This is a genomic window from Halogeometricum sp. CBA1124 (genome assembly GCF_009741955.1).
GTDB classification, from domain to species: domain Archaea; phylum Halobacteriota; class Halobacteria; order Halobacteriales; family Haloferacaceae; genus Halogeometricum; species Halogeometricum rufum.
On sequence record NZ_WPCD01000083.1, the window covers coordinates 1 to 14148 of the forward strand.

At 68.2% G+C, this 14148-nt stretch carries 8 protein-coding genes and 7 pseudogenes; 7 read left to right on the plus strand and 8 right to left on the minus strand.

Features of this window, described 5'->3' with window-relative positions:
* Window positions 1-1217, minus strand: a 1217-nt coding sequence (locus GJ632_RS11410) for a PQQ-binding-like beta-propeller repeat protein (RefSeq protein WP_191452970.1), incomplete at its 3' end; no start/stop codon positions are given.
* A 113-nt stretch (window positions 1218-1330) separates the two neighbouring features.
* Here GJ632_RS11410 and GJ632_RS11415 point away from each other — a divergent pair.
* Entirely contained in the window at window positions 1331-2584 is a 1254-nt protein-coding gene (locus tag GJ632_RS11415; RefSeq protein WP_089808168.1) for a tRNA (N(6)-L-threonylcarbamoyladenosine(37)-C(2))-methylthiotransferase, read from the plus strand.
* A gap of 124 nt (window positions 2585-2708) precedes the next feature.
* On the opposite strand, the gene GJ632_RS11420 is transcribed toward GJ632_RS11415, so the two are convergent.
* Window positions 2709-3782: a hypothetical protein gene (locus GJ632_RS11420; RefSeq protein WP_191452971.1), complete on the minus strand. Its 1074-nt coding sequence runs from the start codon at window positions 3780-3782 to the stop codon at window positions 2709-2711.
* Between the two features lie 47 nt (window positions 3783-3829).
* On the opposite strand from GJ632_RS11420, the gene GJ632_RS11425 reads away from it, so the two are divergent.
* On the plus strand, window positions 3830-5269 hold the full coding sequence (locus tag GJ632_RS11425; RefSeq protein WP_191452972.1) for a peptidoglycan-binding protein: 1440 nt from the start codon (window positions 3830-3832) through the stop codon (window positions 5267-5269).
* Between the two features lie 113 nt (window positions 5270-5382).
* On the opposite strand, the gene GJ632_RS11430 is transcribed toward GJ632_RS11425, so the two are convergent.
* Window positions 5383-5562: a hypothetical protein gene (locus GJ632_RS11430; RefSeq protein WP_191452973.1), complete on the minus strand. Its 180-nt coding sequence runs from the start codon at window positions 5560-5562 to the stop codon at window positions 5383-5385.
* A gap of 53 nt (window positions 5563-5615) precedes the next feature.
* Entirely contained in the window at window positions 5616-6074 is a 459-nt protein-coding gene (locus GJ632_RS11435) for a GNAT family N-acetyltransferase (protein ID WP_191452974.1), read from the minus strand.
* 82 nt (window positions 6075-6156) lie between these two features.
* Here GJ632_RS11435 and GJ632_RS11440 point away from each other — a divergent pair.
* Window positions 6157-6749: pseudogene (locus tag GJ632_RS11440) on the plus strand (S26 family signal peptidase).
* Here GJ632_RS11440 and GJ632_RS11445 read toward each other — a convergent pair.
* Both GJ632_RS11445 and GJ632_RS11450 read right to left on the minus strand, forming a co-directional pair.
* A pseudogene (locus GJ632_RS11445) lies at window positions 6750-7681 on the minus strand (cation diffusion facilitator family transporter).
* 76 nt (window positions 7682-7757) lie between these two features.
* Window positions 7758-8311: pseudogene (locus tag GJ632_RS11450) on the minus strand (HIT family protein).
* A gap of 127 nt (window positions 8312-8438) precedes the next feature.
* On the opposite strand from GJ632_RS11450, the gene GJ632_RS11455 reads away from it, so the two are divergent.
* On the plus strand, window positions 8439-8636 hold the full coding sequence (locus tag GJ632_RS11455; RefSeq protein WP_191452975.1) for a hypothetical protein: 198 nt from the start codon (window positions 8439-8441) through the stop codon (window positions 8634-8636).
* A gap of 12 nt (window positions 8637-8648) precedes the next feature.
* Here GJ632_RS11455 and map read toward each other — a convergent pair.
* A pseudogene (gene map, locus GJ632_RS11460) lies at window positions 8649-9538 on the minus strand (type II methionyl aminopeptidase).
* Between the two features lie 177 nt (window positions 9539-9715).
* On the opposite strand from map, the pseudogene GJ632_RS11465 reads away from it, so the two are divergent.
* A pseudogene (locus tag GJ632_RS11465) lies at window positions 9716-10393 on the plus strand (metallophosphoesterase family protein); the annotation flags it as partial.
* Between the two features lie 70 nt (window positions 10394-10463).
* Window positions 10464-12772, plus strand: a pseudogene (gene ppk1, locus GJ632_RS11470) (polyphosphate kinase 1).
* Window positions 12773-12779: 7 nt separating this feature from the next.
* Here ppk1 and GJ632_RS25915 read toward each other — a convergent pair.
* A pseudogene (locus tag GJ632_RS25915) lies at window positions 12780-13543 on the minus strand (sensor domain-containing protein).
* Between the two features lie 202 nt (window positions 13544-13745).
* On the opposite strand from GJ632_RS25915, the gene GJ632_RS11480 reads away from it, so the two are divergent.
* Window positions 13746-14129, plus strand: coding sequence for a winged helix-turn-helix domain-containing protein (locus tag GJ632_RS11480; protein WP_231751507.1), 384 nt, complete (start codon window positions 13746-13748; stop codon window positions 14127-14129).
* Window positions 14130-14148 lie beyond the last annotated feature (19 nt).

The window sequence follows — 14148 nt, forward strand, 5'->3', positions numbered from 1 at the left end:
GCGTCGCCGAGGCCGACCCCGCCGTCGAGGGTCACGGCCACCACGTCGTCGCCGGCGAGGTAGCCGACCGATCCCGACGCCGCGGGCGGCGCCTCGAAACTCCCCTCGACCCGCCAGCGCCGGTCGCCGGTCCGCGAGCGGAGTCCGGTCGCCCGCGCGCCGTCGCCGCCGACGACGACGCCATCGGCGAGGGCCAGTCGAATGCTCGCCGCGTCGGCGGCCCGCCAGCGGGTCCGCCCGGCGTGCAGGCCGCCGGCGAGGCGGTACGCGCCGCCACCGAACGTCCCGACGTACACGTCGCCCGACTCGTCGGCGACCAGCGACTCCACCGCGCCGCCGACTTTGCGTCGCCAGAACCCGCGGCCGTCGTAGAGGGTGTACACCTCGCCGCCCGTCGTCCCGACGGTCAGCGTGGTGAACGAGTGCGCCAGCGCCGACACCGCGCCGTACACCTCGAAGCGCCAGCGCTCCGCCCCCGTCTCGGGGTCGAGGACGGCGACGAGACCCTCGTCCGTGCCGACGGCGATGCCATCGGCGTCGTACGTCGGCACGGGCGGAGCGCGCACGTCGCTGGTCGAGGCACCGGGATTCCAGCGCCAGCGTTCGTCGCCGGTGGCGGCGTCGAGTGCGAGGAGGCCGCGGCGGTCGGCCGTCCCCACGTAGACGGTTCTAGCGCTCTCCCCCTGCCCGTCGCCAGACCTGTCGTCCGCCTCGTGCGTGACGACGGCGGGCGAGGTGAACCGCGGCGACCCGTAGTTCTCCGGTGTATCCTCGCGCGGGCCGACGCGCCAGCGTTCGTCGCCGGAGGCGGTGTCGAGAGCGAGGAGGGCGTCGGCCGTCGGGACGTACGCCGTGTCGCCGACAACGGCGACGCGGCCGGTGGGCCACCCGCCCTCGACAGACCACCGGACGGACGGCTTCGCCGTCGGGCCGACGGGGTTGGGATTGTACGCCGTCCCCTGCGCGTCGAACCGCGGGTACGGCCAGTCGGTCGTCGCGTCCTCGGGGACGGGCGCGCCGTCCCCAGAACTCTCCGAGTTCTGGTGTGCTCGGAAATCGCGCAGCGATTTCGACCGTCGCCGACGTCGCCGTCGAGTTCGTCGACGCTGTCGACGCAACCGGCGAGCGACGACGCGGCGGCCGCGCCGAACGCCGCGAGGAAGCGCCGTCTGGACGTGGTGGAGGGCATCGACTCGTTCGTGACAGTCGGGGGGCATGAGCGTTTCCGTGCGTCGCCGACGCCGTCACCGTCGCCTCGGGCGTCCGACGCCGCCCGTCGCCCCCAACCGTCGGCCTTTTGGCCGCGCAGGAGAGACCTCAGAACGACCGAATGGCCCGATATCACATCGAGACGTACGGCTGCACCTCCAACCGCGGTGAGAGCCGCGCCATCGAGAGCGCGCTCCGCGATGCCGGCCACTACCGCGTCGAGGGGCCCGAGGAAGCCGACGTCGCCATCATGAACACCTGTACGGTCGTCGAGAAGACGGAGCGCAACATGCTCCGACGGGCCAAAGAGCTGGAAGAAGAGACGGCCGACCTCATCGTCACGGGCTGTATGGCGCTGGCGCAGGGAGAGGAGTTCCGCGAGGAGGACGTGGACGCCCAGATACTCCACTGGGACGACGTGCCGAGTGCGGTGACGAACGGCGAGTGCCCCACCCCGGGGCCGGACACCGAACCCGTGCTGGACGGCGTCGTCGGCATCCTCCCCATCGCCCGCGGCTGTATGTCGAACTGCTCGTACTGCATCACGAAGTTCGCCACCGGGCGCGTGGACTCGCCGCCCGTCGAGGAGAACGTCGAGAAGGCGCGGGCGCTCGTCCACGCCGGCGCGAAGGAGATTCGCATCACCGGGCAGGACACGGGCGTGTACGGCTGGGACGACGGGGACAGGAAGCTCCCCGAACTGCTCGACCGCATCTGCTCGGAGATAGACGGCGAGTTCCGCGTCCGCCTCGGGATGGCGAACCCCGGCGGCGTCCACGGCATCCACGAGGAGTTGGCCGACGTGTTCGCCGAACACGACGAACTCTACAACTTCATCCACCTGCCCGTCCAGTCGGGGTCCGACACCGTGCTGGCGGACATGCGCCGACAGCACCGCGTGGACAAGTTCGTCGAGATCGTGGAGACGTTCGACGAGCGACTCGACTACTGGACGCTCTCGACGGACTTCATCGTCGGCTTCCCCACCGAGACGGAGGCGGACCACGAGCAGAGCATGGCGCTCTTCCGCGAGGTGCGCCCCGAGAAGGTGAACGTCACGCGCTTCTCGAAGCGCCCCGGCACCGACGCCGCCGAGATGAAGGGCCTCGGCGGGACGGTGAAGAAGGAGCGCTCGAAGGCGATGTCCGAGTTGAAGATGGACGTCGTCGCCGAGGCGTACGAGTCGATGGTCGGCGAGACGCGACGGGTGATGGTCGTCCAGGAGGGCACCGGCGACTCCGTGAAGTGCCGCGACGACGCCTACCGGCAGATTATCGTGCAGAACGCCTCCGAACACGGCGTCGAACCCGGCGACTTCCTCGACGTCGAGGTGACGGGTCACCAGACGGTGTACGCGTTCGGGAAGCCGGTGTAGATCCGCGAGACGACGGGTCTCGTCGAAACTCGACGGACGGTCGATTTCGAGAGCCGTGCTGAGTAGGGAGTCCCGCTCGGTCGGAGCGGACGAACGGAAACAAAACTCGGGTGGAGCGACGTACTCACTTTCTGTAGCCGGCCAGCACCCGGATGTCCGGTTCCCGGTTGACGGTTCCGACGAGGCGGAGGCCGTGTTTGTAGCCGAGATAGATCAGGTTGTACGCGAACGTACCGTTGTTGTACGCGCCCCGGGGTTCGAAGTGGACTCTGGCCGTGATGTCCTCGTCGAGGGGGACGCGGAAGTTGATCCACTCGATTCGGCCCTTCCCCTCGGCGGCCTCTTCGAGGACCTCGACGGCTTCCTCCGGGGAGAAGTTCTGGATGTAGGGCGCCCACGAATCGCCCCGTCGTTTCGCTCCCAGTTTGTCGTAGAGGGTCTCGATCGTGCCGTCGGCGAACTCGACGGCCATCGGGATGAGCTTCGTCTTCGGAGTGTTCTTCGCCTTCGCCCTCTCTTCGGAGGGGAGATCGAGGAACACGACCTCCCGAGGCACCCGTTCGATCTCTGCGGGGTCGAACCAGTCTCGGTCCTGCTTCGCGTCGTCGACGAAGAATATCCGGTCGGAGTGGTTCACCAGATACTGCGTCGTCAACTGGATCAACTGCCGTTGCGGCGTCTCGATCGGTTGCAGATCGATCGTCTTCGTCTCGGTCTGGCTACTGTCTCGACTGAACCCGAACCCCCCGCTCGCCTTGACGTTGAACGGGCCGAGTACGTTGGCCAGGCTCCCAGCGAGCGCCAGGGGATTGACGTCGATGTCCAGGTTCGTACCGAGGTTCCGCGCCGTCTCCTCCGTAATCTCGATGTGTATCGACTCCTCTCTCGACACCTGGGGCTGGAGGACCGCATCGTAGAATGCGTTGAGTTGCGTGTCGTCGATGAAGAACGGTGCGTCGAGCATCCATTGCAACTTCTCGTCTAAGGCCGAGTGGGTGAAACCGAGAGTACTCATAAGAAGTGACAACATTAGAACAAATATTAAACTTTGCCTCGGCTGCGAGTCGAGTGACACATCATCGCACGTACCGGTGTCTGTGTCGACACCTCGGCCGCGAACCGCTCTCGGGTCCTGTCGCGGTACTCTATATCGCTTCTGTGGTCGTTCCGACACCAGGAGAACGAGCGACGCGTACATACTCTCAACTGTGTTACATCTATACGTCGTTTCGACGAGTGAACATCATGACCTCAGCAAAGCAGCGGTTTTACGTACTCGACAGTTCGATCGAGGGGACGCTTCGACAGGCCGCGAAGAAAGCAATCGCGAACGCCGCGCCTCTGGGTTCTCGATTCCTCCCCACCGAGAAGACCGGTGGGTTCGACGACCTCCGTGAGAAGCTTCGGGAGTTGTCGAAACCGGACCAGATTCGAGAGAACGGAAAGATATCCGATATGACGATCGTGGCACACGGCTACGCCGGTGGCGTATTCTCCCTCGGCGACGACTTCGTCACCGAAGGAAAGCTCGACGAGATCGACGGGCCGTTCGACGTGTTTGCCGACCACGCCCGAATCGACATCGTCAGGTGTGCATCGAGTACCCTCCCGGTCGAAGAGGCGGACCGTCGAGCGCTCTATCGCAAAGTGGGCGAAAAGCTCCTGCCACGCGGCGGTCGCGTCTGTGGGACGAAGAACGATGTCGAATTCTCCTGGGGAGGGGGCGTTCGGCTGACTAAACCCGGGTCCGGTGGAAACGTCCCCCTCGGTGGGTCCTATCCCACGACGTTCCACTCGTTGGAATATCTAAAATACAACCCGCAGGAGTGTGAGGAGATTCCGGGACCGAACGAGTCGTCCCGAGTGTATCGAACGCTTCGGTACGGGGACCGTGGAGAGGACGTCGAGCAACTCCAGAAGTTCCTCCGCGTGAAGCCGGATGGGAAGTACGGACCCTTCACGAAGTCCTCGGTGAAGCGTTTCCAGCGACAGCAGGGCTTAGCCGCGACCGGAATCGTAGACGCCGGGACGCATCGAGCGATTCGCCGGCACGACCGTGAACCTCCGAAAGTCCACCGGACACTTCGAGTCGGGAGTCAGGGAGCCGACGTTCGCCGATTACAGCGATTCCTCGGTGTCCAGCAAGACGGTCGGTTTGGCCCTCAGACCAGCGCTGCGCTGAAATCCTGGCAGCAGGGAATGGGGCTCCACCCCGACGGGGTCGCGGGCCCGAACACGATCCGCGCGATCAACAGACTCCGTGGTGGTAATCCGAGCATCTATCGACGTCTCGAGACCGGGAGCGAGGGCGCGGACGTCCGTCGGCTTCAGGGCGTAATCGGAGCGCGACAGGACGGGCTGTTCGGGCCGGAGACCGAGCGGAAGCTACGGGCGTGGCAACGAAACCACGGGTTGGCCGCCGACGGCATCGCCGGCCCACAGACGCACCGGAGGATACAGTCGACCCTCTCCGCTAACGCGATCATCAACCGGACGCTCCGGTCGGGGAGTCGGGGAGACGACGTGCGCAGGCTTCAGGGCGTAATCGGAGCGCGGCAGGACGGGCTGTTCGGGCCGGAGACCGAGCGAAAGCTACGGGCGTGGCAACGAAACCACGGGTTGGCCGCCGACGGCATCGCCGGCCAGCACACGTTCCGAAAGATGCACACGCTCCTCCAGCCCTGACCTCCGGCTGTCGGTAGCGCACCAACCATACAGCGCGACCGACCCGACTCCGAAGACGAGGGAGAGCGGCTTTCACCCCGAACCGAGGTCCCGACAGACACGTCGGGGTGCAGTCACTCGTCGGTCACGTACGCGACGGCGTGCGGCGGCAGGTAAGTGTCGACGTCGTGCAGTTCCACGAACCCGCTCGGGAGGATGCAGATGCCGCCGGTGTACGGCGAGTCGACGCCGTCGACGTCCGTCGCGAGGTGTACCTCCGCGTCGTCCAGGTGGATGCGGCTGTCGTCGGACATACCCGTGGTGTGGGACGCCGGCCCGATATAGCTACGGTCCCGTCGCCCGAGCGTCACGGCTCGTCGCCGTCGAACCGGCGGTACATCCCCACCGATTCGGGCGCCGTCTCCGCGAATCCCCAGCGTTCGTAGAAGCCGTCCACGTCGGCGAAGAGGTTCACGTAGGCGTGTTCGGGGGCCTCCCGGTCGAGGTAGGCGACGAGTTCGTCCATCATCGCGCTCCCCAGCCCTCGGCCCTGGTGGTCGGGGTGGACCGCCATGTCGGTTATCTGGTAGACGGTGCCCCCGTCGCCGACGACGCGGGCCATCCCCACCACCTCGCGGGGTCCGTCCCTCGCGTCCGGGTCCGTCTCGGCCCCGCCCTCGTACTCGACGCGCACTCCGAACAGCGTGTTCGGCAGGCCGCGGCGGGCGCCGTCGAGGCTCCGGGGCGACATGCCGGCCGCCTCGCGGAGGGCGCAGAACGTCTCCGCGTCGGGGACCGACCGGACGAGTTCGTAGTCGTCGTCCATGCGCGGGCCGACGCGGCCGCGGGACAAGACCGTTGGCATCCCGACCGCCGACCTTTTGTCGGTGCTTCGCTCACAGTCGGTGATGGCCGACGACTCCGGTCCCCGCCTCCCCCTGTACGTCCGCGACGTCCTCCAGACCGTCGCCGCCGTCGCCCTCGTCGGCGCGGTGCTGTTCGCGGTGACGGGCATCTGGCCCCCGATGGTCGCCGTCGAGAGCGGCAGCATGGAACCGCACATCGACACCGGCGACATGGTGCTCGTCTCCGACACGAACCGCTACGCCGGCGGGGCGGCGGACGAACACGGCATCGTCACCCGCGCGGCGGCGGAGGGGTACACCCGCTTCTCCGACGGGGGCGACGTCGTCGTCTACATGCCGCCCGGCAGGACGGGGTCGCCGATAATCCACCGCGCGCAGTTCCGCGTCGATGCCGGCGAGACTGGTACGACAGGGCCGACCCCGACGCCATCGGTGCGGGCGTCGATAGCTGTGCGGAACTGACGAACTGCCCGGCGCCGAACGCGGGCTACATCACGAAGGGCGACGACGTGGCGCGGTACGACCAGGCGACCGGACTCGCGCCGCCCGTCGCGCCCGAGTGGGTCCGCGCGAAGGCGCAGGTCCGCGTCCCCTTCCTCGGGTGGGTGCGACTCGCCATCGCCGGGAAACTGTAGCTACTTCTCGCGGGCGCGTCGCTCGAACAGGCGCGTCGTCCGGTCGTCCTCCTTCCACTCGCCGAGTTCCTTCGGGTCGACGTGGACGAACACGTCGTCCACCTCGGGCAAGTCGCGTATCGACTCGACCACCGCCGACTCGATGTCGTGCGCCTCGAACAGCGTCATGTCGCCCTCCACCTCGATGTGGAGGCTCACGTCTATCTCCGGGCCGACGTAGTGGGCGACCACGTCGTGTGCGCCCCGCACCTCGGGGTGTTCGAGTGCGCGTTCGAGAATCTCCGCCGTCAGGTCGTCCGGCGGCGCCGCGCCGAGAGGTAGTTCACGTTGTCGCGGACGATTTCGTAGCCCGTGTAGACGATGCCCAAGGAGACGACGCCCGCGGCGATGGGGTCGAGGATGGGGACGCCGTAACTCGCGCCGAGGACGCCGACGAGGGCCGCACCGGCGGTGAGGATGTCGTTGCGGTTGTCGAGGGCGGTGGCGACGATGGCGGGCGAGTGGGTTCGCTCGCCGATGCGGAGGCAGTAGCGGTAGAGGCCGTACTTCACGACGGCGGAGACGACGAGGACGGCGACGCCCGCCGTCCCGGCGGTGCGCCCGTACGTCCCGTTCAGGACGGAGGTGGTCGCGTTCCACAGGACGCCCGCGCCGGCCGCGAAGACGCCGACGGCGACGAACAGGGAGACGAACGGTTCGATTCGCTCGTGGCCGTGCGGGTGTTCGAAGTCGGGCGGTTGCGTCGTCAGGTACAGGCCCGCGAGGACGATGATGCTGTAGACGGCGTCGGCGGCGCTGTTGACGGCTTCGGACCCGACGGCGAGGCTCCCCGTCGACCACCAGACGCCGGCCTTCGCGAGGGCGAGTCCGACGTTCACCGCGAGGATGACGAACCCCACCCGGCGCATCACCCTGCTTCGGTCGCCGCTCATCACCGGCCATTGCCGAGGGACACGCATTACGTTTGCTATGACGGCGACGCCGCCGTCGGGCGTCCGGGCCGGGCGCTCAGTCGTCGCCCGTCCCGAAGTCGAACGCGACGGCGTCGTCGTCGCCGTCCGCGTGGGCACCGTCCTGCGCCGCGAACGCCTCGTGGAGGCGGTCGTACGTGTCGTCCAACGCCTCGACGATGACCTTCGTGTCGCCGACGACGGGCATGAAGTTCGTGTCGCCGTTCCACCGCGGGACGACGTGCGTGTGCAGGTGGTCGTCGATGGACCCGCCTGCGGCGCCGCCGCCGAGATTCTCGCCCGCGTTGGCCCCGTCGGGGCCGAGGGCGGCGTCGAGGGCCTCCAGCGTCCGCGCCTCAGTTTCGCGTGGTCGAGCAGTTCCGCGTCGGTCAGGTCGCCCCACGACCCGGCGTGGCGGTAGGGGATGACCATCGCGTGGCCGGGGTTGTACGGGTAGTTGTTGAGGAGGACGAACGAGCGGTCGCTCCGCGCGACGATTCGGTTCGCCCTGTCGTCGGCGGCGTCGGGGAGGGCGCAGAACGGACAGTCGCCGTCGCCGTCGCCGTCGCGTTCGACCCACTCGATGCGCCACGGGGCGAATATCTGGTCCATGTCTCTCATCCGGGAGTGCCGGCGTATAGACCCGGCTATCCGGACCCGGCGGACGACCCGAAGCGTTCGAAGACCGTTCGCGTCGCTGTCGAATACGTTCATACCAGATTGCGGCGTAGAGGTGTCGATGAGTACGAAACCCGACCCCTCCGAGTTCGTCGAACTGTGCCGCGACTGCGGGCGCGACACGCCGCACCGCGTCGGCGTCGAACTCGTGACGGAGAGCGGAGACCCGACCACCGCGCCGTTCTCTCGGGAACCCTACCGCGTCTCCGTCTGCACCGTCTGCGGGGCCGAGGAGTCGGTTCGGATGAACGGCGGGTGAGGACCGGCCGCCCTACTCGGTGAGTATCTCGCAGCCGTCCTCGGTGACGACGACGGTGTGTTCGGCCTGACTCACGAGTTCGCCGTCGTCCTCCTTCAGGACGGGGTAGCCGTGCAGGACGCCCTGCTGTTTCAGTCGCTGGACGGCGATGTCCGCGCGCGAGGAGTCCAGCCACCGGGCGGCGAACGGGAGCGTCCGGTACTCCTCGGTGACCTGTTCGAGGACCTCTCGCGCCGCGCGGTTGCGCACCGACCGGTCGCGTTCGAGGCTGTAAATCTCCTCTTTGGACCCCTCGGTGACCTTCCCCGACCCCGTCGTCGCGAACGGTTCGATGGCCACCACGTCGCCGACTTCGAACTCGACGCCGCGTTCGGTGCCGCGGTTCGGGACGTTCGGGCCCGTGTGAGCGTCCCACTGCTCGACGCCGTGCCCCGAGAGGTTGAGGACCGGCGTGTAGCCGTAGCCTCGAATCACGTCCTCTATCTCCGCGCCGACGCGCCCGTCTGGACGCCGGGGGCGACGGCGTCGAGGGCGGCGTCGAGTGCCTCCTCGGCCGCCTCCTTCAGTTCGGCGTTGCCCGAGAGGTCCACCGTCACCGCGGCGTCGGCGATGTAGCCGTCGACGTGGACGCCGCAGTCCAGACAGACCATGTCCTCGCCGAACTCCGTGTCGTCGTCGCGGCCCGGGGTGGCGTGGGACGCCTCCTCGTTCACGCTGATGTTGGTCGGGAAGGCACAGCCGTCGGCGAGTTCGTAGATTCGCTCTTCGGCGTACTCGGCGACTTCGAGGTGCGTCACGCCCGGTTCCACCATCTCGGCCGTCTCGTCGAGAACCTGCCGGAGGACCTGCCCGGCCTCTCGGTAGTTCTCGACCGTCTCCTCGTCGAGGGGTCCGATGCTCATGGCCCGTCGTTGGCGCGAGCGAATGAAAGAGGTTGCGGACCCCGTCTCCGTCCGCCGAACGCGGCGCTCTCGGCGGGCCGTCGGACCGGTCGTGCGTCCCTCTCTCGTGACTATATAGAACACACAGCGCCTCCTAGCAACGGTTTATTGACTCCGTATCCTCCCGTCAGAGGAACGATGAGTGAGCCAGGGTTCGACGCGGACGTACCACACCGGCGACTCGACGTGGACGACTGGGACGGCGTCTACGTCGTCGGCGACGTGCACGGCTGCCGGTCCGAACTGGAGCGCATGCTCGAGAAACTCGGCGTCACCGACGACGACCTGGTCGTCTTCGTCGGCGACCTGGTCCGCAAGGGACCCGACAGCGCGGGCGTGGTGTCGCTGGTCCGCGAGGCCGAGAACATGTTCACCGTCCGCGGCAACAACGAGGAGAAACTCATCCGCGGGACGAAGGAACTCGACGAACTCACCGACGACCAGATGGCGTGGATTCGGGACCTCCCCGTCGCCATCTCGTGGGCGGACACCCTCGTCGTCCACGGCGGCGTGGACCCGCGGAAACCGCTGGCCGACCACTCCGTCGACGAGTTAGAGAACTGCCGCGAACTCGACGGCGCGGACGGCGAGCCCTACTGGTGGGAGGTTCACGAGGGACCCCACCGCGTCTTCTTCGGCCACACGCCGCTGGCCGCGCCCGTCTACCGCCGCCACGCCGTCGGCCTCGACACCGGCTGTGTCTACGGCAACGAACTCACCGCCTACGACTGGCACGACGACGAGTTCGTCACCGTGTCGCCCGAGGAGACGGTGCAGGAGCGGGCGGCGCGAAGTGGGTCCGCCCCGCCGTCGCCCCGATGCAGTGACGGCGAACCGCTGAGCGGGCGGCGAACCCGTAAAGTCACTCGGCGAACACTCTCCGTCCATGGATTCGGAGGAACCGGCGTCGGGAGACGCCGCCGCCAAGACGCCGGCTATCGCGCCCGACGCCCCGGCGTCGTTCGAGGACGCGCACGTGAGCGACGCCGCGTGGTATCTCAACCGCGAACTGAGCGAACTCTCTTTTCACCACCGCGTCCTCCACGAAGCGCTCGACGAGGAGAACCCGCCGCTCGAACGCGCGAAGTTCCTCGCCATCCTCACCGGCAACCTCGACGAGTTCTTCATGAAGCGCGTCGGCGGCCTCAAACAGCAGATCGCCGCCGGCGTGACGGAGCCCTCGCCTGACGGGCGGACGCCGCGGGCGCAGTGGTCGGCCGTCCTCTCGCGGGCGGACGACCTGTTCGCCGGACAGGAGCGCTGCTACCGCGAAGCCGTCCGCCCCGCCCTCGCCGACGCGGGCGTCCGCATCCTCGACTACGACGACCTGACGGCGGCCGAACGCGACCGCCTCCGGTCGTACTTCGAGGCGTCCGTCCTCCCGACGCTGACGCCGCTGACGTTCGACCCGACGGCGTCGTTCCCGTTCGTCTCGAACCTCAGCCTCTCGGTGGCCGTCCTCACGCGCGAGGATGAGGACGACGACCTGCGATTCTCCCGGGTGAAGGTGCCGCCGAACCGACCCCGACTCGTCGACGTCGGCGGCGTGGCCGGGGAGGGACCTACCGGCGAGGCGGGCGAGCGGTTCGTCCTCCTCGAAGACGTCGTCCGCGCGAACCTCGACCTCGTGTTCCCGAACGTGGAGGTGGTCGGCACGTCGCTGTTTCGGGTGACGCGCAACGCCGAGGTGCGGCGCAACGAGGAGGTGGCCGAGGGCCTCATCGAGGCCATCGAGGACGTCCTCAGACAGCGACGGTTCGCCACCGTCGTCCGCCTCGAACTCGACGCCGACACGCCGGCGTTCGTCCGCGACCTGTTGGTCGAACACCTCGGCGTCGACGAGGCGGAGGTGTACGAACGCGACGGGCCGATAGACTACCGCTTCTGCTTCCGCCTCGCGGACCTCGACAGGCCGGACCTGCGACTGCCGTCGTGGACGCCGCAACCGCACCCCCGACTGGCCGACCACGCGGCCGACGACCCGGCGTCGCTGTTCGCGGAGATTCGGGCCGGCGACGTCCTCGTCCACCACCCGTACCACTCCTTTTCGGGCACCGTGCAGACGTTCCTCTCCGCGGCGGCCCGGGACCCGGACGTCCTCGCCATCAAGATGACCATCTACCGCACTGCACCCGACTCCAGCGTCGTCCGGACGCTCATCGACGCCGCCGCCCGCGGCAAGCAGGTGGCGGTGATGGTCGAGTTGAAGGCGCGGTTCGACGAGGAGAACAACCTCCGGTGGGTCCGCCGACTGGAGGAGGAGGGCATCCACGTCGCCTACGGCACCGTCGGGCTGAAGACGCACGCGAAGACGGCGCTGGTCGTCCGCGAGGAGGACGACGGGGTCCGCCTCTACTCGCACGTCGCAACCGGCAACTACCACTCCGAGACGGCGAAGACGTACACCGACCTCGGACTGCTCACCGCCGACCGGAGCGTCGGGCGCGACCTGGTGAACCTGTTCAACTTCTTCACCGGGCACGCCCGCCACACCGACTACCGGACGCTGCTCGTCGCGCCGGAGAACCTCCGAAACGAGCTCGTGCGCCTGATTCGCCGCGAGGCGACGAACGCCCGCGCGGGGGCAGACGCCCGCATCGTCGCCAAGATGAACTCGCTGGAGGACCCCGAGATAGTCCGCGAACTGTACGAGGCGTCGCGAGCGGGCGTCGAAATCGACCTCGTGGTGCGCGGCATCTGCCGCCTCCGACCCGGCGTCGAGGGACTCTCCGAGACGGTCACCGTCTCCAGCGTCGTCGGTCGCTTCCTCGAACACTCGCGCGTCTTCTACTTCGAGACGCGCGGGGTGCGCCGGCCTCGACGGACGACGACGACGCCGGAGGCGGGAACGGAGACGGCGACGAGAGCGGAGACGGCGACGAGAGCGGAGGCGGGGGCGAACCGGAGTACTACATCGGCTCCGCGGACTGGATGACGCGCAACCTCGACCGGCGGGTGGAGGCCGTCGTCCCCGTCGAGAGCCCGGAACTCCAGCACGAACTCGACGTGGTGCTGCAGACCCTTCTGGCCGACAACCGCAAGCGGTGGCGGATGACCGCCGACGGCGCGTACGAGCGGTGCCGCCCCGGCGACGACGCGGAACTCGTCGCGCAGGAGGTGTTGATGTCGCTGGCGCGGACCGACGCGCGACACGAGTCGATACGGCGAGAGGGGTTTGCCGGCGACGACTGGTGACGGCCGCTCAGGCGGCGGCCGCGTCCGACGCGTCGTCGCGCTCGCCGCCGAGGAGCCACACCGTGTACCGGCCCGAGAGCCACGCGAGGCCGTTCAGGAGGTTCAGCGTGACGACGGCGAGGACGACGCCGAAGCCCGCGACGGCCGTCGCCTCCGCGAGCGTCGTCACCTGCCACGAGGTGAGGCTGAAGGCGGCGCGGACGCCGACGAGGGCGCCGTCCCAGCCGAGGAACATCTCGGGGCGGAAGACGGCCGGTTCGGAGGCGAGTAGTCCGACGTAGACGCCCGGTCGGTCGTAGACGAACGGGACGGCGAGCAGCGAGACGGCCGTCACGAGCAGCGACGTGATGGCGGTGAAGGAGACGACGCCGAAGACGAGTTTGCTGGCGAGGTAGGCGACGGCCTTCCACGTCCGCAGGCCGACGACGAGCCGCTTCGTTCGCTCGACGAGCGAGTCGGAGTCGGGCGCGCCGGCGGGGTGACGGAGACGCCGAGCAGCAGCGTCGCCAGCTTCCGTTCGACCGACGCCAGACCGAGGGCGACGGCGAGGACGGCGACGAGGAGGGGAATCCCGACGACGACGAACGCGAGGCTCACGCCGACGCCGAACCCGACGGCGAGGAAGACGAAGTAGGTCAGCCCGAGCGGAAACGCGAGCGAGAGGTACAGCAGGTTGCGATACGTCTGCGGGCGGAGCGGTGCGGCGGCGGCCGACCGGAGGGAGCCTGTCGGCCAGGGGGAGGGCGTTGGGAGTCGAGCGTCACTCGACATGATTCACCGGTGACACTCGTGCGCGGCGGCATAAGCGTTCGGTAGAGTCGCCGCCTCGGAAAGTCCGCGAACGGTATTACGCCGGGTCCGGCGGAAGCGTCGTCCGGAACGTGGAGCCGTGTGGACCGCCAGTCACCGACCGCGCCCGACGCTCGCGCCCCCCGACGAGCCGCCGTGCCCGATGCGCAGTATTTTTTGTCGAATGACAGGAAAGCTCGAAGCGATGGTCGAGGGAGACGGCGACGCCGAGGAGGAACTCGTGAGCCTCCTCGACGACCGGTACGCGCGGGAGATTCTGGTCGAGACGTGCGAGGAGCCCCGCTCGGCCGACGCGCTCAGCGAGGCGTGCGACGCCTCCCCCTCGACGATATACCGCCGCATCGAACGTCTCCGGGAACGCGACCTGCTGGAGGGCCAGCAGCGACTCGACCCCGACGGACACCACTACGAGGTGTACGCCGCCCGCCTCCACCGCGTCACGGTCGAACTCACTCCCGACGGGTTCGTCGTGGACGTCGAACGCGAGACGGGCGAGACGGCCGCCGACCGCTTTACGAGTCTGTACGAGGAGTTGTCCGGACGATGATGGGGGACGACGACCGGAC